Source organism: Adhaeribacter sp., assembly GCF_057359045.1.
On the sequence record NZ_JBMQUD010000120.1, the window covers coordinates 1 to 18425 of the forward strand.

General features: G+C 44.7%; 17 protein-coding genes. 8 read left to right on the forward strand and 9 right to left on the reverse strand.

Translation table 11 applies throughout. The features are described 5' to 3' along the window. The 3 genes from ACO1R6_RS18045 to ACO1R6_RS18055 all read left to right on the forward strand — a co-directional run. Positions 1-1102, forward strand: a 1102-nt coding sequence (locus ACO1R6_RS18045; RefSeq protein WP_486266436.1) for a metallopeptidase TldD-related protein, incomplete at its 5' end; no start/stop codon positions are given. A gap of 53 nt (positions 1103-1155) precedes the next feature. Beyond that, positions 1156-1377, forward strand: coding sequence for a hypothetical protein (locus ACO1R6_RS18050; protein WP_486266437.1), 222 nt, complete (start codon positions 1156-1158; stop codon positions 1375-1377). Positions 1378-1556: 179 nt separating this feature from the next. Then, on the forward strand, positions 1557-2204 hold the full coding sequence (locus ACO1R6_RS18055) for a hypothetical protein (protein ID WP_486266438.1): 648 nt from the start codon (positions 1557-1559) through the stop codon (positions 2202-2204). 358 nt (positions 2205-2562) lie between these two features. Here ACO1R6_RS18055 and ACO1R6_RS18060 read toward each other — a convergent pair whose 3' ends face one another. Continuing rightward, positions 2563-3009 (reverse strand): lipocalin family protein, encoded by a 447-nt coding sequence (locus ACO1R6_RS18060; protein WP_486266439.1) that lies wholly within the window; start codon positions 3007-3009, stop codon positions 2563-2565. Between the two features lie 768 nt (positions 3010-3777). Between ACO1R6_RS18060 and ACO1R6_RS18065 the strand changes: the two genes are divergently transcribed. Then, complete coding sequence (locus tag ACO1R6_RS18065) at positions 3778-4326, forward strand: hypothetical protein (RefSeq protein ID WP_486266440.1); 549 nt, start codon at positions 3778-3780, stop codon at positions 4324-4326. Positions 4327-4519: 193 nt separating this feature from the next. After that, a complete protein-coding gene (gene trxA, locus ACO1R6_RS18070; RefSeq protein ID WP_486266441.1) occupies positions 4520-4846 on the forward strand; it encodes a thioredoxin in 327 nt (108 codons plus the stop codon). Positions 4847-4944: 98 nt separating this feature from the next. Here the strand turns inward: trxA and ACO1R6_RS18075 are convergent, their stop codons facing one another. The 5 genes from ACO1R6_RS18075 to ACO1R6_RS18095 form a co-directional block, all read right to left on the reverse strand. Then, a complete protein-coding gene (locus ACO1R6_RS18075; protein ID WP_486266442.1) occupies positions 4945-6873 on the reverse strand; it encodes a hypothetical protein in 1929 nt (642 codons plus the stop codon). A gap of 417 nt (positions 6874-7290) precedes the next feature. Then, entirely contained in the window at positions 7291-7659 is a 369-nt protein-coding gene (locus tag ACO1R6_RS18080; protein ID WP_486266443.1) for a hypothetical protein, read from the reverse strand. After that, complete coding sequence (locus ACO1R6_RS18085) at positions 7646-8152, reverse strand: Panacea domain-containing protein (protein WP_486266444.1); 507 nt, start codon at positions 8150-8152, stop codon at positions 7646-7648. The genes ACO1R6_RS18080 and ACO1R6_RS18085 overlap by 14 nt, the downstream gene beginning before the upstream one ends. A 103-nt stretch (positions 8153-8255) precedes the next feature. After that, positions 8256-9239: an isoaspartyl peptidase/L-asparaginase family protein gene (locus ACO1R6_RS18090; protein WP_486266507.1), complete on the reverse strand. Its 984-nt coding sequence runs from the start codon at positions 9237-9239 to the stop codon at positions 8256-8258. Positions 9240-9384: 145 nt separating this feature from the next. Continuing rightward, positions 9385-11598: a protein-disulfide reductase DsbD family protein gene (locus tag ACO1R6_RS18095; protein WP_486266446.1), complete on the reverse strand. Its 2214-nt coding sequence runs from the start codon at positions 11596-11598 to the stop codon at positions 9385-9387. Between the two features lie 284 nt (positions 11599-11882). Here ACO1R6_RS18095 and ACO1R6_RS18100 point away from each other — a divergent pair, with 284 nt between their 5' ends. Next, on the forward strand, positions 11883-13193 hold the full coding sequence (locus tag ACO1R6_RS18100) for a hemolysin family protein (protein WP_486266447.1): 1311 nt from the start codon (positions 11883-11885) through the stop codon (positions 13191-13193). Positions 13194-13315: 122 nt separating this feature from the next. Here ACO1R6_RS18100 and ACO1R6_RS18105 read toward each other — a convergent pair whose 3' ends face one another. Beyond that, positions 13316-14086 (reverse strand): SDR family NAD(P)-dependent oxidoreductase, encoded by a 771-nt coding sequence (locus tag ACO1R6_RS18105; protein ID WP_486266448.1) that lies wholly within the window; start codon positions 14084-14086, stop codon positions 13316-13318. 230 nt (positions 14087-14316) lie between these two features. Further along, positions 14317-15459, reverse strand: coding sequence for a three-Cys-motif partner protein TcmP (gene tcmP / locus ACO1R6_RS18110; protein ID WP_486266450.1), 1143 nt, complete (start codon positions 15457-15459; stop codon positions 14317-14319). 326 nt (positions 15460-15785) lie between these two features. On the opposite strand from tcmP, the gene ACO1R6_RS18115 reads away from it, so the two are divergent. Continuing rightward, positions 15786-16169 carry a methionine-R-sulfoxide reductase gene (locus tag ACO1R6_RS18115; protein ID WP_486266451.1) on the forward strand — a complete coding sequence of 128 codons (384 nt, stop codon included), beginning with the start codon at positions 15786-15788 and terminating at the stop codon, positions 16167-16169. A gap of 115 nt (positions 16170-16284) precedes the next feature. On the opposite strand, the gene ACO1R6_RS18120 is transcribed toward ACO1R6_RS18115, so the two are convergent. Continuing rightward, the gene (locus tag ACO1R6_RS18120; RefSeq protein WP_486266453.1) at positions 16285-16509 is read right to left on the reverse strand and encodes a hypothetical protein; all 225 of its coding nucleotides are present in this window, start codon (positions 16507-16509) and stop codon (positions 16285-16287) included. Between the two features lie 367 nt (positions 16510-16876). On the opposite strand from ACO1R6_RS18120, the gene hemN reads away from it, so the two are divergent. Further along, positions 16877-18247 (forward strand): oxygen-independent coproporphyrinogen III oxidase, encoded by a 1371-nt coding sequence (hemN, locus tag ACO1R6_RS18125; RefSeq protein ID WP_486266454.1) that lies wholly within the window; start codon positions 16877-16879, stop codon positions 18245-18247. Positions 18248-18425 lie beyond the last annotated feature (178 nt).

Genomic DNA, 18425 nt, shown 5'->3' on the forward strand with positions numbered 1-18425 from the left:
GGTGTCGTGCACCGAGGAATCGGGCCTCAGCGTCAACGTGCGCATGGGCGAGGTCGAAACGGTGGAGTCCACCCGCGACCGCGGCATCGCCGTGACCGTGTATTTCGGCCAGCGCAAGGGCAGCGCCAGCACCGCCGACCTGCGCGAGGACAGCCTGGCCGCCACCGTCGAGCAGGCCTGCGCCATCGCCCGCTACACCGAGGACGATGCGGCGGCCGGGCTGGCCGAGGCGGCGCTGATGGCGACCGACCTGCGCGAGTTCGACACCTGGCACCCGTGGGTCATCGACGCCGATCGCGCCATCGACCTGGCGCTGGCCTGCGAACAGGCCGGGCGCGAGCTGGACAAGCGCATCGAGAATTCCGACGGCGCCTCGGTCGGCACCGGCGAAAGCCTGGGCGTGTACGCCAATTCGCACGGTTTCGTCGGTCGCGAGCGCGGCACCCAGCACAGCCTGGGCTGCGCGCTGATCGCCGGTCGTGGCGACGCGATGCAGCGCGATGGCTGGTACAGCATCGGCCTGTCGGCCGACGACCTGGAATCGGCCGCCACCATCGGCCGCAAGGCGGCGCAGCGCGCCGTCTCGCGCCTGGAACCGCGCCAGATCGCCACCGGCGAGTATCCGGTGCTGTTCGCCTCGGAGATGGCGCGCTCGCTGGTCGGCCACCTGCTGGGCGCCGTGTCCGGCGGCGCGCTGTACCGCCGCGCCAGCTTCCTGGTCGACGCCGCCGGCACGCAGCTGTTCCCGGACTGGTTCGCCGTCGACGAACTGCCGTTCCTGCAGCGCGGCTTCCGCTCCAGTTCGTTCGACTCCGAAGGCGTGGCCACGCGCGAGGCGCCGCTGGTCAAGGGCGGCGTGTTGCAGCGTTACATCCTGGGCAGCTACTCGGCGCGCAAGCTGGGCCTGGCGACCACCGCCAACGCCGGCGGCGTGCACAACCTGCAGGTCGAGGCCAACGCCGGCGACTTCGAATCGATGCTCCAGGGCATGGGACGCGGCCTGCTGGTGACCGAACTGATGGGGCAGGGCGTCAATACCGTCACCGGCGATTATTCGCGTGGCGCGGCGGGGTTCTGGATCGAGAACGGGCATGGGAGTTAAAACCTGTTAACATACAGCCGCTAAATACGCTGGCCGATAAACTGGCCCAGGGCGTGCGCCTGGACATCGATATCCGGACCCTGAACGACCTGCTCATCGACCGCATAGAAGAAGCCGCTTTAGCCGCCCCCGGCCAGAAAAAGTTAGAACTCATGCTAACCGACGCCACCGAGCGCCTCTACATCGAAATGTTCTCCCGCAAATACCGCATCGACCCGAAAACCTTTATTGCTAAGGTAAAGGAGAATAATATTGGGGCTTGTAAATTGTTGTAAGAATTTGTTGCTGCCAATAAGTGTCAGGTGTTTTTCACCTGACACGGCGGAAAATTTAAGGCCTTAGCCAAAAAGCGGGGAATAAGCTTTACCGGTTTAATGTGCTCTTTAGGAATTGCGGAATTGGCAAAAGAGAAAATTAAAAAGCAATAATGCGCTAAGTTAAAGTTGATTTACTGATGGAAAAATTAGTTTCTAAATTATTTAAGATTGGTGACCACCAATTTATGGAGCTATTTTTTTACACTGGAGAGATGTTTTTCAATACCGTTGAAGCATTCAAGAAAAAAGATGAAAATCAGGAGAGATTCGACCATTTAGAAGGTGCCATCGATATTTTACAAGTTGATTGGTTTAAATTAAAAGATGTGAATGGCAAAATATTTGAATTCTCTAAATTTAACAAAGAACACATTCATCTTTCTTCCGCCTATCGGATAACTTATAACAATACTGAAAGTGGAAGTATATTTTCCTGCACTGCAGTTACACCTGATACAGTAAAAAATTTTTATAAGTTGGATCCTAGATTTCAAAATTTTGGAGATTCTATAATTCTTATAGAAGATCCCACAACTTTTATTGACAGAGTAACAGAGGAATTAAAAAGACAAAATTATGATTTTGAATATGGCTTAGTGAATTACTTTAACCCTAATACTCAAAATGGAGCATTGGGTGTATTTGATAAAAAGATTCTTCATTCATATCAAAGCGAATTTAGAATTTGGATTAAAAATTCTGGAGGAAAACCTGTTAAAATAAGGATTGGCTCAATTGAAGATATTGCAATAGCCCGAAATTTAAAATCCTTATATAATAATTAACCTGAACTCCCACATGCCGCAAGTTTGAGCGCAGCGGTAATTTGTGGCTTTTTTAACAGCCAGTTTGTAACTAGTGCAAGTTGAAAACTTACCAATATTTCTACTCATATATACCGCTCCACCTCCGCCGCAGTCTGTGCCCTCACAAACCGAAAGACAAGCCTTAACTAAACCGTATCCAGAGCGTTAGTTTAGTAATTAAAGAATCATTTCATGAATGTGATAAACAAACAAAGTAACAGCATTTTTGGTCCGTCGGGGGACAGACCGAGGTGAAAGAAATGCAAAGCGCCCCACGAATTTTCTCATCCCTTTTCACTTAGCGCAAAAGACTATTCTCAAAAGCAAATGGGTTTACTTATCTTTTAATGTAAGTCATTCTAGCCTCGGTGTTGTTTATATCACCAACCGCATGGGAAAGAATCATATTTTGGTCATCCAGGACATCTATGGTTCTGGTATATTCGCCACTAGTATGAGCGTAAGTAAAAATAATTTTTGTATCGCCCTCAACAAAACGATAGGTACCGCTTGTTCCGCTTAAAGTTTGCCCAGAGCATAATTGCGTACCCGGTTTAAAAATCCATTTACCATCGGCGGTAAATTCTTCGGTATCATCCAAATGGCAGGTACCGTTATCCTCGCGCCAGATTCCGTTATTCGCAAATTCAATACTTGTCCGTTGCCAGGTGCCAACAATTAGCTGCTTGGGGTCTTGCTCGGGCTCAGGGTCCTTTTCACATGAAGCGGAACTTAAAATTCCCAACAGGAGGCACAAAGAAAGAATACTGGTAATTTTTTGCATAAAAGCTTATATTTAAATGATTATTAACCATTTAAAAGTAGGTGGTTCTTTTAAAGGCTGCAATACTCATTTTTAGGTATAGTCCTGAAAATGGTGTTCATCACACCTATAATCCAGCAAATGATTTAGCTTTGAAAAACCATAGCTAGTGCTTCTAGGTCCGTAATATATAACCAACCCAAAAGGTCTTAATTTACCTAGCAAAAGAAAGCCTAAAATCACCCGTTTTGGTAACACAACCCGGTGACAGTTTTTTTGATAACAAAAAAACAGAAAAAAAGCTAAATATTATTCAGGTAAACTCCGGGTAAGAATATTGGCAACCGGCCTCCCCGCCGTTATATTACTGCTAGTCTTTAGCAAGCTATTGCTTAACCAGCCACTACCAATTTAATAAGTGAACACACTACCTGGGTAGATTATAGCATTACTTCTTGCCCGCACCCCTAATAAAAATATAGCATAAATTGTAGCTTAGGTTTAACCAGCAGTGCCCTTATCTAATTAATATAGGAATATTCCTACATTTAGTTAAACGAAGCATTGTTTGGCCAGGATTTTGTTAAATTTGCCTTGCTTGCCCGGGCAATTATTTAACTTGGCCGAGAAAGTGCGGAAATTAGTTCTTTTCTACGGTATTGGATTTAGTTTCTGTACCAGGCCAATGAATAAATTGCGGAGAAAAGAATAATAATAACTGCTCCGGCAAGTTATTATAACCGGCTACCGGGCTTCAAATTATTAAACGCTTAAAAAGTAAAGAACACAATGGCAAATTATTTTAAATTACCACGTAAGCATGCATTTTTAACTTTGGTATTAGGAGTTCTTTCTGCCTCGCTGGTACTGGCCCAAACCTTAAAACGGCAGTACCTGGCTTTTTCAGTTGTAGATAAAGAAGGCAAACAACTAACCGATGCCGCCATTGCGACCGGTAAACTAAAAATTTATTCTTTACGCGAAGCCAAAGTGGCTACTGACCCGCATTTAAGTTTCGACCGCACCAAAAAACTGTTTACGTTTTCGGAGTCGGCTATGTCGCCGGGCATTAGCCTGGCTTTTGTAAGCCCTACCGATACCATGTACATTACCATTTATGGCCGTGCCGGTGCCGACCGGGTACTGCAGGGTATAAACCTGCAAAGAGGCAGCTATGTACTTACTTCTAACGAGTTTGCGGGCAACAAACAACTTAAAGTAGATAACTGGAATAATTACTTAGAAGACGAAGAACCCGCCGATAAGCAAAACTTATCGGGTATGGTAGAAATTTTAAGAACCAAACAGCCCATTACCTTGGTGCAGCACAACCACTAAGGTTGTAATATTCTTCAGAATTTATTTTATTTGGTATCAACTAGTGTAGGCTGGTGGCTAAAGCAAATAGCACCTGGTTTTCCGGCCATATTGGCAGAGCGTAAAGTTTGGCTACCTTTTTGAGACCTGTTTCGTATTATACTACGTATAATATTTTTAAATTTTTACTTTATACTAACTATATTTAATTGTCATGGGACACAAAGCAATTGAAATAACCGATTCTAATTTCGAAGAAATCATAAATTCTGATAAACCCGTACTCGTAGACTTTTGGGCCGAGTGGTGCGGACCTTGCCGCATGGTAGGTCCGGTAGTTGAAGAACTGGCCGGCGATTACGAAGGCCGCGTAGTGGTTGGAAAAGTAGACGTAGACGCCAATCCGCAAACTTCGGCTAAATTTGGTATCCGCAGCATTCCAACTTTACTGGTATTTAAAAACGGCCAGGTAGTTGATAAGCAAGTAGGTGCCGTGCCTAAAAATGCTTTAGCGCAAAAACTGGAAGCCCAGTTGGCTTAATTATTTATACAAAGAAAAGCCCCGCCAGAAAATTCTGGCGGGGCTTTTCTTTTATACAGGGACTTAGTCTTTTCTGCTCTTATAAAAGTCAGATTTAGTTAATTACCCTGGCAACCGCAAAGCGCTTTCTCGGCAGTACAGATTTCGGTATAACCCGCTTCCGTTTGTTTTATCAGCATTTCCAAACGGTTGTTATAATCAACAATGGTCTGGAGTTTATCGGTTTTAGGCGTGACCTTCAATAAATTGCCCAGTTCATCGGCTTGTTTGCCCAACTCTGTATTTTTTTCGCTGTACCGGACTATATAAGCAGGAATCTGGTCTTTCTGGGGGTAAGTGCTGGCAATATTGTTTTCAATGCAGTATTTCTTCTTCAGAAAATCCATAACTTTCTGGTCGGCTACCAGGCGCAATTCTTCGGTCTTTTTGGCGGCTTCTTCGGCTTTGGCGGCTTCGTAACGTTTGTTAAAAGCCAGTACGGCTACTTTTACCTGGTCGCGGCAACTTACACATTTGGTAGCGCTGGCTCTTTCTAATAAACTGTTCCGGAAAGCCAGGTTCTCGTCGGTGGCGGGTAACAGAGCTAATTTGTTTACATCTTTTTCAAAAAGCTCTTTGTACTGTAAATCTTCGAGCAGTTTAATATACCGGGTAATGGCTTCGCCTTCAATAGTAGCGGCCAGAAAGTCTTTTCCGGGCAATTCTACCGCATTTAATTTGGCCAGGTAAGCTTCGCGCTTCGCCGCATTGGGATTATTTTTGATTTCAGTATCCAGTTCCAGTAAGGTCAGCACCAATTCTTTGCTGTTTTTCAGGTTGTGGTCGCCTTCCAGGTACAAATCGGCGCTGGCAGCAATGGCTTGGTACTCGGGCTTAAATACCGTCTGGAAAGTACTGTTTTTGGCAAATTCTTTTTCGCGCTGCCGTTGGGTGTTTTTAAGCGTGCGGTAACTTTGTATTATCGAAAATAACGTTTTAGAGTTAGCCTCCGACACATTGTTTTTGTAGTTGAGGTTGTAATTATTCAGGTTTTGCTTTAGCTCGGCAAAGCTTCGCAGGTACTCAATGTAATACATTTCCTGCTTGTACGTTTCGTCTTTTACCAGGCCGGCATCGTGGGCGTTGTTTATTTTGAGTTTGCGTTTTTCAATCGATTCGGTGGTAATTTCGTTTCCGCTTAAAACATCGGTTTTGTACAACGATTTGTAATTGGCGATTACCAGAAAAGGATATTCTTTGTAATTAACCAACTCTTCAATTTTTTTGCGATCCAGGCCAGATACGCCGCTGCCCAAATATTCGGCAAAGCGGGCCATACGCAAGGTAGGCGCCTTGGCATCGGGCGGTACCAGCATATAAATACGCGCCGAGTGCAAACGGGTATCAAAATTTTGCCCTTCGTACAGCCGGATGGTGGAGCTAAAGCGGTATTCTTTCTTTTTAGAAGTGCTGCCCAGCAAATTGCCAAACTCACCCACCAACGACATTAATGCCCCGGTCGGATTGGTCAGCTTGGAAATATTTAACAACTGCGACGATACAATATTAAACATTTCGCCGCTCTCGTCGGTGGTAATAGCCTTAGCCGAAATGGTAGCATCAATATTTTTGCTTTCGTCGGAAACCGGCAATTTGTCAATAATCCGGATTACCTCAATATTATCGCTAATTTGGGTGGTGTACTCTTTTTTATCGGTATTAACGGTAAAGTTATAAAGCGGGTAAATAACGTTATCGTTGCCAAATACTTTAATATTTTTGAGTTGCGCCGATATAAACAAATATTCTAAGTTGTTGCGGTAGTTCTTTTTATCGCGGCCGGCCCCGGTTTCTAACTCATTTACCACGCGGGTAAATTTGCTACCGTTAAACAAATAAATATCCGTCGACAAATATTGCCATTCATCCGAAAATTCAAATTTATCCTGATAAGTATAGGCTAAGCGGGTTTGGATACCCGTTTGGGCCCGGCTTACCCAACTAAACAGCATAAACAACAACAGCAGCGTAGTAAATTTGTAGCGCATATTCAGAATTGCAGAAACTTAGATTAAGATTTGTCTTTTTTGTAGAAACTTTGCCCAAAAATAGCAGTTTATCGGTAATCGCCTAAATATTTAAGCATTTTTATTTTTGGTACTCTTTACCGATCCAATCCGCTAATCTGTTCGTTTTTAACACTTATAAATATTCATTTTACCAGAAAGGTTCAAAAAACCAAATTATAATATTTTAAAGTACTAATATTTAAAACAAATATTCTTACCTAAACATCTGGCCACCACCAGAAAATACCAACCTGACCGGTTCGATGGATATTTAAACCAGGTTAAAGTTTTATGCGCAGGATTTTGCTGGCGCTATTAAAATAGAGAATATTACAATTGCGGCAACCAGTGCCGGGTACCTCAGGCTTAGGTACCCGTAGATAGGTTAGTTAAAAATTATTCTTCGGCGTTTTTATTCAGGTAACGGGTTATTAAACCACCCAAGGCCCCGGTAATGGCCAGCTTGCCTAGATCATCAATCACATCAATTTGCTTGGCGGTAAGCCAAATCCATCTTTCGGGTAAAACCAGGTGCAGGGCCCGCACCAGTAAAGCTCCGGCCAAACAAAAACCGATTAAAAATATAATGCTCAGAATTAAATAATGAATAACACTTTTGGCGCGCTGCTCCCGAAAATGGGCTTGTTTCCGTTTATCCTGCGCAAACCAATCGTCCTCCTTTTCTCCTTGCCGCAGGGCAGCGGGGTCAGAAGGAAGCGGCTGGGGTTGTATGGCAGCGAGGTTCGGGAAACTAGGCGGCTGCATGCGCCTTTAAATTATTTTCGGCCAGTTGCTTGTAGTGGCTTTCGATACGTTCGTTGGGTATTATTACGCCGCGGTTTTCTTTGCCGCCGTGCTGGTGCCAGGTTTCGTACCACGGCGAGTTATCCTGGTGGGTTAAAGCCGAAAGTTCTACGGCGCTGTACCGTTTATAAACATCCCAGATACGGTCTAAAAACTCGGTTAATTTAGGGTCGGATAACGGGAAATAAGAAATTTGCCCGGTAGGTGTAACCGTGTGCGCCAGTTGAGTAATGGGGTTGCCCTGGTAGTTTTTAAAACTATCGTACACCGATGGCACTACCGGCCCGTATTTCCAGGCTTCGGTTCCTTCGCTAATCAGGGGTTGGTTCGTTAAACCTAAATGCCAGCCATGTGCCAGGTACACCAGTTTAACCAGCTTCATGTTTGTTAAAAGCTGGCCAGTATCCAAAGATTTGGTGATAAAATAATTGGCAACGGCTAATGGGCTTTCCATTCGGTTTTTATCTGGTTTAAAGTTTATTCGGGCTCTTATGGCAATTTACGTACAAATTTGATTATTGTAAACAAATCGTTCGATAAATCTGGTTGTAACTGCCTTATTTGTAGATGAGCACTTCACTTTTGCCATCGGCTTTTATATAGCCCCGGTACATACCCGCTGAGTTAAATGGCATGGCAAAATTACCGTTCCGGTCTAGGGCAATAACGCCGCCTTCGCCACCGCGTTGCACCAGTTTTTTCATAACAACTTCTTCGGCGGCATTTTTAACCGATAAGCCTTTGTATTCCATTAAAGCAGCAATATCGTGGGCCACCACCGACCGAATAAAATATTCGCCGTGGCCGGTGGCCGAAACGGCACAAGTATTATTATCGGCGTAAGTACCGGCCCCAATAATGGGCGCATCGCCTACGCGCCCGTAGCGTTTATTCGTCATACCGCCCGTAGAGGTAGCCGCCGCCAAATTGCCAAACTGGTCTAATGCCACCGCACCCACAGTACCAAACTTTTTTCCTTCGGTGTAAATTAAATCGGCTAAAGCCTCGTCAGGAGTGTTTGATTTAACATTTAAAGCGCCTTTGCCGCCTTCGTGGTCCAGCTTGTTTTTTTCGGTATTACGTATTTTCTCGAGTTGCTGAAAGCGGGGTTCGGTATAAAAGTAACTGGGGTCAACCAGCGGCAGGCCTTTTTCTTTCGCAAATTTTTCGGCTCCCGGCCCAATCAGCAGCACGTGTTCCGATTTTTCCATTACAGCCCGCGCCGCCGTAACGGGGTTGCGAATGGTAGTAACACTGGCCACCGCGCCGGCTTTTAAAGTTGCCCCATCCATAATGGCTGCATCCATTTCGTTTTTGCCTTCGCTGGTAAACACGGCACCTTTCCCGGCATTAAACAACGGCGAATCTTCCATAACCTGGATGGTAGCCACCACGGCATCGAGGCTGGTACCGCCTTTTTTAAGCACAGCATAACCCACTTGCAATGCCTCGTTCAGCACCGCTTTATACGCTTTTTCCTTTTCAGGAGTCATGCTTTGGCGCGTAATGGTACCGGCCCCACCGTGAATCACCAGCGTCATTTTATTTTTATTATCGGTACGGGATTTGGCTGGTACGGTATTCTTCACCTGCGCTACAGCCACCAAACCGATTAAAAAGCTATAAAAGAAAAAGACGTATTTCATAGGTTTGTTCTTTACAGGTGCATCACAAGCAAATTAATTTTTATTGCGGTGCTTGTTCTTTCTTAAACTGCGCTTTACCGGCATCTAAAAATTTTATAAAAGCCGTTACATCCAGGTTATAAGCCGTAGGTGCCATCAATGGTTTTTCGGTAGCCGGGTCCATTAATACGTAAAAAGGTTGGGCATTATTCTGGAAACGGGTAATCTGGTAGTCGGCGTTTTTCTTACCTAAGGTACGCTTTTCTTTTTTGTCGTAAGCAGATACGTACCACTCTTCTTTCGGTAATTCGGCTTTATCATCCACGTACAAAGCCACTATTACATAATCGTTTTGCAAGCGCCGCAGCACTTCCGGGTCCGACCACACATTGGCTTCCATTTCGCGGCAGTTAACGCAGGCATGACCGGTAAAATCAATAAATATTGGTTTGTTCTGGGCTACAGCACAACGCTTGGCCTGCTCTAAATCGAAGTAACCGGTAAGACCGTGGGGCAGCTTCAGGTAATTGGCGTACTTGGGTTCTTCACAAAGGTCATTGGCAGGCGCAATGGCCGCTCCCCCGCGGCTGTTTTGCTGCATAAGAGCACCCAAATCAAAATCATGCGACGATTGCGGCGGCAAATATCCCGCTAAACTTTTTAAAGGAGCGCCAAACAAACCAGGCACCATATAAACCACGAAAGAAAATACCAGTATGGCCAGTATAATGCGGGGCACACTAATAAATTTCAGGTCGGAGTCGTGGGAGAATTTAAGTTTACCCAGTAAATAAAACCCCAGCAAGGTAAATATTACAATCCAGAGGGCGATAAACACGTCCCGGTCCAGAATGCCCCAGTGGTACGCCTGGTCGGCCATACTCAGGAATTTTAATGCCAGCGCTAACTCAATAAAACCAAGGCAAACCTTAATGCTGTTGAGCCACCCACCCGAACGGGGTAAACTTTTAAGCCACGACGGAAAGGCTGCAAACAACGTAAACGGCAAAGCAAAAGCAGTAGAATAGGCCAGCATACCCGCAATGGGTTTTAAGGTTTCGCCGCCAGCCGAGGATACCAGAATACTGCCTACCAATGGTCCAGTGCACGAAAACGATACCAGCACCAAGGTAAAAGCCATAAAAAATACGCCGTACCAGCCGCCTTTGTCGGCCTGGGCATCGGCTTTATTTACCAAAGAACTGGGCAGCGTAATCTCAAACATACCCAAGAACGACATGCCGAATAAAAGAAAAATCAGAAAGAATAAAATATTGGGCAGCCAGTGTGTAGATATAAAATTGGCAGCTTCGGGTCCGGCCAGTTTAGAGAACAGCGTACCAATAAGCGTATAAATAACCACAATAGATACGCCGTAAACAAAGGCCTTTAAAATGGATTGCGCCCGGTTAGAACTGTTGCCGGTAAAAAAAGTTACCGTCATGGGCACCATCGGGAATACGCAGGGCGTAAGCAAAGCCAGTAAGCCGGTAATAAATGCCAGCAAAACAAAGCTACGCAAACTGGTATCAGTAGCTCCCATATTACCGGCCGGCGATAAAGAAGTGGTATTTACAGCTAGCGGCGCACTGGTATCGGGTAAGGTTGTAGCCAACGATTGTGCCAGCCGGGAAGAGTCGGCGCGGGCGGAATCTACCTCGGCAATTAAATTCTGATATTGCGGGTCGTCGGTTAATAAGCCCGTATTTTTATCGGAGTCATAAGTTGCCGGTTTAGACGCGAGCGCATCGGCAGCAGTGGGTGCTTTTTCGGGCGTAGCCGGAGCTGCCGTAGTGCCGCTTACTTTAATCTGGTTAAAGGTAAAATCGTCTTCAAACGGAATGCATTTGCCATCAACATCGGTACAGACCTGATATTCGTAAGAACCCTGCACAAGTAAATCCGGGCTCAGTACTTTTATTTTCTGCCGGAACTGCGCATTCTTTACAAAATAGGTGTACTCCCCTTTAAAAATATCAGAATATTTCTTTTTAGGATTAACCGGTTTTATTTTGCCCACCAAAGCGTAAGAAGGATGCGGCCGGAAAGTAAAAGTAGTTACGGTTGGCCCCAAATCCGGATCAAAATCCGACGAATATAAATACCAGTCGTTCTGAATGGTTACATTAAAGATAAGGTCTACCTCCTCGCCTACTTTAGCCTGGGCACTACTTACATCGTAAGTCCAGCGGGCTGGTTGCAGTACCTGCGCCACACCAGGGCGGTAGCAAAAGGCTAAACTTATAATCAGGCCGAATATTTTTAATAATCTCATTTTATATTTTTCCCGTACGGGTATTAATGCTTATTTATCGGGTACAAAATTACTATTTTTAGTTTCAAGAAATCTTAAAATTTGGTTTACAGGTTAGGCAGACAAATAATTTGTGCCTTTATTACAGAACGAAACATCTTTTTATAACTTATTTTTAATTTTTCCATATACTATACCCAAAGGCAAAACCCATAAAACTTACCTGCTTTTGTTTTTTTATATTGCCTTACTTTTATCTTTGGGGATAATTACACGATGCTTACCTGCGATTGTAAGCGCTAACTATGATCTTAAACATACTATTAACCATTCTTCTGGTACTTCTGAATGGTTTATTTGTGGCCGCTGAATTTGCGATTGTAAAAGTGCGGGCCTCTCAGATTGAACTCCGCGCCCAGGCCGGCAGCCCGCTGGCCAAGGTGGCTCTAACCATGATTAACAACCTGGATGCTTATTTGTCGGCTACGCAATTGGGCATAACGCTGGCCAGTTTAGGTTTAGGCTGGATTGGCGAAAGCGTAGTGTCGGAAATAATTATAAATATTATGCATGCCTCGGGTTTTGCCGGCGACGAGGCCCTGGCGCATAAAATTGCTTTACCTATTTCTTTTGCCGTCATAACTATTCTGCATATAGTATTCGGCGAATTAGCGCCTAAATCTTTGGCCATACAGCGGCCCGAGGCAACCAGCCTGGCGTTGTCTTTACCGCTCCGTTTTTTTTACTTTATTTCCTGGCCGGCCATCTGGCTTTTAAACGGCTTTTCTAATTTAATTTTAAGGGCCATTGGTATTACGCCTATGCACGGGGCCGAAGTACACAGTTCCGAAGAATTGCGCCTTATTTTTGAGCAAAGTAAAGAAAGCGGCGCCATGCAAGACTCGCAGCACGAACTTATTGAGAACGTGTTTGAATTTAATGACCGCATGGTAAAGCAAATTATGGTGCCCCGTACCAAGCTAGCCGCCCTGGACATAGAAGCCTCGGAAGATAAAATCCTAGACATGGTGTTTAATGAGGGCTATTCCCGCATACCTATTTACAAAGAAACCATCGATAATATTGTGGGTATTCTGTATGTAAAGGATTTGCTTATTGTAATTCGTCGGGGCGAGCCCATTGTTTTGGAACAACTTATCCGGCCGGCCTATTTTGTACCCGAAACCAAAAAGATTAACCGCTTATTACAACATTTCCAGCGCAGTCACATTCACATGGCCATTGTGTCGGATGAGTTTGGCGGCGTGTCGGGTATTGTTACCATGGAAGATATCATGGAAGAGTTAGTAGGCGAAATTCAGGATGAGTACGATGAAGAAGTGCCGGTAGTAGAAAAAATCAGCGACTTTGAGTATAAAGTGAATACCTCGGCTTCTATTCTGGATGTTAATGATTTTCTGCCGTACCCTTTACCCGAAGGCGAAGACTACGAAACGGTGGGCGGTTTAATTAACGTTATTTACGGCACCATTCCGGAGATTGGCGAAACGGCGGTTTTCAACGAATATGACTTTAAAGTTCTGGAAAAATCGCAGCGCAATATTGAAGTGGTGCTGCTAACCGTTACCGAAGACAAAAGAGACGATATTTTATAAAGTTCTTAGCCCCAATTTTATTATTTCGGGTGGCGAATTATCAGGCAAATCCGGCAGTTTAGCACTGCCGGATTTTCTTTTTATACAAGTAGGGTAGCCGCTATCGATCCCCAATAATTTTATTAAAATGGCGAAGGGCTAATAGCCGACCAGCCGCCATCGATTACCAAGGTCTGGCCGGTAATGTGCCGGGCCTTATCCGAAACCAGAAACAAAGCAGCCTGCGCAATATCCTGCGGGTAAGCCGGCCGGCCCATGGGCGTTAAGCCAGCCCAGGTTTCGGCATAATGCGTATCCAGGGCCGTACGTTCGGTTAATGTGGCCCCTGGCGCAACGGCATTTACCGTAATCTGGTACGGCGATAATTCAATAACCAGGTTTTTAGCCAGCATTTCAAGGGCCGCTTTGGTCATGGCGTATGCGGCCAATTGTTTGTGGGCCTGGTGCCCCGTAACCGACGACATAAACAAAATACTGCCCCCGCTGTTTTGGGTAATTATTTGCCGGGCAGCTGCCTGGGCCAGAAAAAAACTGCCCCCCATATTCAGATCCAATACCTGGCGCAAAGCTTCCGGCGAGTACGTTAAAAAATCGTTAAATAAAGTTATACCGGCATTGGCAATGGCCAGGGTAAGTTTACCAAAGCGGTCAACAGCCGTTGCTACCAGTTGCTGCACAAAATTTACGTCGGCGGCATTGCCGGCCAAGCCAAAACATTGGCCGGGTGCCTCCTGGTTAATTTTAGCAGCGGCCTGGGCCGTTAAATCAACATCCAGATCGTTCAGGACTACGGCGGCGCCTTGTTTGGCCAGTTGCCGGCAAATTTCAAAACCAATACCCTGACCGGCTCCCGTTACTATTGCTACGTGCTGCGCAAACTCTTTTTCTGCCATTAAAAATATATTTAATTGATATTTTAGTTAAAGCAATCACGAACACTTACTACTTTATTTGGCCGGTAATTTATACCACTAACCTGGCAAAGCCCAGACAAGCCGTAAGTATTAATATTAAAAGAACTTTCTGGTGCAATGAGAAATTGCCTGCCTTATTTGAATAAACAGTTTGGCATCGGCTTTAAAACTCAATTTAAGCCCTACTCCCAAGAAAATATTGGGCCGGTTTACTTCTGGCCGTGTAATTTATAAAAAACTACCGTTGTATCGGTAATCGTTTTTACCTGTTTGTTATTTTGGTCTACCAAATTCAGGATGCCTGCTTCTTTTAACTGGGTTAAAGCTTTTAGATAGTTAATTTTAATGTAGGGCGTACCCACACTGTGTTCTTCGTAAATAGCCTGCACCGTTTTATAATGAAACAAACTTTTCTGCTGCGCTAATTCGTTCGTTAAATTTTCCTGGCCATATTCGCTTATCAGCCGAAAGAAGCCGGGTAGCAAGGGTGGTTGTTCTTTCTGGTCCGAGATATATAAAGGCACCCCATCTTCCTGCAATACGCTGTACGGGTACATTATTTCCTTCAGGGCTAAATAACCAGCCTTATTGGGGGTAGCCAAGAATAAATAATGGCTGGTTTGGTCTTTACCCGGCAGATTAATTTTAAACCTAAAAGTAAAGTAGCCATGCTTTTTAAAAGCCGCTGCCCAGGCCAGCACCAGTTGCTGCTCCCGTTTTTTAGTGCTTTTTTCCCGTTGGTCGTTCTCCCGGATTTGCGGTAGGGTATCTTTAAAAAGTAATTCCAGCCCGCTATCTGGTTTTGCGGCTAATAATGCCTGCCGCATTTTGTTGTAACTAATCACCATAAAAAAATCGGCGTTAGCGCCAGGCAAGGTTGAAGTCAACACTTGGGTAGCAAAGCTCCCGGTAAGAGAATCAAGAGCAATAAGCGTCGGATATGCTTTTACCTCTGGCAGCAAGATTTCAGCTGTTTCGGGCTCTGAACTTATACTAGGCGACTTAACTAAATTTGGGTAAAAAGGCAAGGCCAGCACATTTTCCTGAAGCTTATTTACATTTGCTTCGTTGCCATCGTAGAAATACGTTTGCACCAAATGATAGGGGTTATCTTCTGTAGAAATATCTTCGGCGATTTGCTGCAAAAGTAAAACCGGGGCGGCTGGTTGTTCTTCGGGGCTATAACCCGTGCCAGCTTGTAAATCGAGGTAAATTACTTTTTCCGGAACCGCTGCGGGAAGATTAGCTGCGTTGGCAACCCACCACTTAAAATATTGAGGTAAAATCTCGGCTTTAATTTCGGAAGCACTGCGTTTTTGCTTAAAAAAATTACCCGGTTCTGCTACGGCCATTAACTTTTCTGGAGACTTTTGGAATTGCAGCCCAACGGTGGCTAGTTTATGTTGGCCGAACCTGATTTTTGCGCTGCTAGCTTTAACGCAAATTTACAAAACTAAGCGGCCAAAATACTGCCTCTTTTTAATTTGCTCTAAATATTTCGATTTGTAACCACTATAAAGTAGTAACTACATGTGCATTTTGGTTTTTTAAGCCTTGGGCTAAATCCGAACTGTTGTTGTTAGAATTTCGTTTTATAATTAAATTTGTTACTTATACGTACCAAAACAACCGCAGCCCGGCATATTTTATTTAACGGTTTGCGCTAACCCAATATATTATGATTAGTTCTGAAGAAACGAAATATAACCAGTTAACCCCCGAAGAGGAAAGGGTTATTTTACGCAAAGGCACGGAGTTTCCGTATACCGGCAAATTTTACAACCACAAGCAGCCCGGTACTTACGTTTGCCGGCAGTGCAATGCGCCACTTTACCACTCGGCCGATAAGTTTGATTCGCACTGCGGCTGGCCCAGCTTCGACGATGAAATTGAGGGCGCGGTAAAACGGGTACCAGATGCCGACGGACAACGCATAGAAATTATTTGCGCCAATTGTGGTGGTCATTTGGGGCACGTGTTTGAAGGCGAACGCTTTACGCCTAAAAATACCCGCCATTGCGTAAACTCTGTTTCGCTGGATTTTATTCCGGATGCGCAATAAAGTTAATTTTAAGCCGAAACAAACTTTAACCTAAAGTACTTACAACCGCAAGGGCCGCAAAAGTAAATATACTTTTGCGGCCCTTGTTTTTTAACCGGATAAGAGAATTTAAATTTTATTCTTTGGTACGGTTTAAGGCCTCCGCCGCCGTTTGGCTTTTAACAGTATAGGCCAGCAGCAAGTGTTCTTCTAGTTTATCCAGGCAATTCTGGTAAACTGTTTTCTTCACCGAAGATTTTTCTTTATTGTAAAAATACCGCATTACCATAGCCGCTTCTTCGGCTTCTGACTGGCTGAATAAGGCAATATCTTTAAGTACTATGTTATCGCCTAAATTCATTAGAAGGATAATAAAAGGATCAGTTGCTTGCCCAAAGGCAAACTTTAATGAAGGTAATATTAAATAACCTGTAAATCAATTAATTAAACGATAAAAATCAAAATTACGCATTTAACCCTAAGCATTTAACCCGATTGGCTTACCTAGTTACTGGTGTAAATATTAATAATTGCTTATCCTGAAGCAATCTTCGGCAATATTTTTATTCTTGTTTTGATTTTTATCATCTCTGCTCCTAACGTTTATCATACCTTTAAAATAAGCTGAGTGGTAATTTTGAAAAGAAAATAAAACCTTGGCTGCTGTTTATCTTTTTTCTTTTTTCTGCTAAAAAGGCAAATGTAAGTTGCGGTCCTGCTTAAGAAAAATGAATTTAGCCAACGATCTCCTGATTCAGAAATACAACGTGCCGGCGCCACGGTATACCAGTTACCCCACCGTTCCTTACTGGGATACCGACCGCCCGGCTGCAGACCAATGGTTTAATGTGGTAAAACGTACGTTCGCCGAATCGAACCAGGAAAAAGGCATTAGTTTGTATATTCACCTGCCCTTCTGCGAGGTGCTGTGTACCTACTGTGGTTGCAATACCCGCATTACCAAAAACCACGGTGTAGAGGCTGGTTACATTAAATCTTTATTAGCGGAGTGGACACAATATTTAAATCATTTTCCGGAGAAACCCATTATCCGGGAACTGCACCTGGGTGGTGGCACGCCTACTTTTTTCAGCCCCGAAAACTTACAATTATTATTGGAAGGTATATTTGCCAACGCCGAAATTCACCCGGAGCGGGAATTTAGTTTTGAAGGTCACCCCAACAACACCACCCGTGCCCACCTGCAAACTTTATATAATTTGGGTTTCCGGCGGGTAAGCTACGGCATTCAGGATTTCGATGAGAAAGTACAACGCACCATAAACCGTTTGCAGCCTTACGCCAACGTAGAAAGAGCCACCCGCGAGGCCCGCGAAATTGGTTACGACTCGGTTAATTACGATTTAATTTACGGTTTGCCTTACCAAACTTTACAAAGCGTAGGCGATACCATTAATAAAGTAGCTTTGCTGCGGCCCGACCGCATTGCCTTTTATTCTTACGCCCACGTGCCCTGGCTTAAACCCGGGCAGCGCAGCTACACCGAAAAAGATTTGCCCGACCACCACCTGAAAAGAGCTTTGTACGAATTGGGTCTGGAAAAACTAAAAGCCTTGGGTTACACTGATATTGGCATGGACCATTTTGCCCTGCCCAACGACGCCTTGTACGAGGCCATGCAAAACAAAACCCTGCACCGCAACTTTATGGGCTACACCACCTGCCACACCGATTTACTCATTGGCCTGGGCACCTCATCTATCAGCGATGCCAAATACGCTTATCTGCAAAATCAGAAAAAAGTAGAAGACTATAACCTGAACATCCAAACCGGCGAACTGGCTATTTTAAAAGGCCACTTCTTAACCGAGGATGATTTACTTATAAAGGAAACCATTCTGGACATTGCCTGCAAAGGCGAAACCTCTTTTACCGATGCGCTTCGGGCTACTTTAACCCCAGATGCCTGGGTAACCCTGCACACCATGGAAACCGAAGGCTTATTGCACCTGCACCCGGATGGTTTAACGGTAACAACTTTGGGTAAAGCCTTTGTACGTAATATTTGTATGGTCTTCGACCGCCGTCATCAAACGCAAGCCACCGTTGGTCAGCAGGTGTTTAGTAAAGCTATTTAAGCAAGTGGAAAGTATTAAGTAATAAGTTGTAAGTAATTACAAATTGGTTTTAAAGCTCCATCAAAATTGAGATATAACCAATTCAGTCTTTTTGCGAAGCTGTTAGTTATGCGTAGAGTTAGCACAACGCAATATATTCCCCAGTTATGCGTAGAGTTAGCGAAGCGCTCTATGCATT